Source organism: Bacillus cereus group sp. BfR-BA-01408, from assembly GCF_022663305.1.
Lineage (GTDB): Bacteria > Bacillota > Bacilli > Bacillales > Bacillaceae_G > Bacillus_A > Bacillus_A pacificus.
Map to the genome: position 1 here is coordinate 1 of NZ_JAKUFF010000322.1, position 223 is coordinate 223.

Below are 223 nucleotides of genomic sequence, written 5' to 3' on the forward strand. Positions count from 1 at the left end.
GTTCACTATTTTGTAAAGAATTATCTTGAACACCGAAGTAGAACTTAATCTTCGGTTCAGTTCCAGATGGACGTAGGCAGAACCAAGAACCATCTTCTAATTGATATTTTAACACATTTGATTTCGGCAAGTGAATCTCTTCTTTATGTCCATCTTGTAAAGATGTAATCATGCTCGCTTTATAGTCTTCAACTGCTACAACTGTTAAGCCCGCTACTTCTTT

Annotated in this window: 1 pseudogene; it reads right to left on the reverse strand. The window is 36.3% G+C overall.

The features are described from left to right. Positions 1–223 (reverse strand): annotated as a pseudogene (locus MR083_RS27475) (phospho-sugar mutase); the annotation flags it as partial.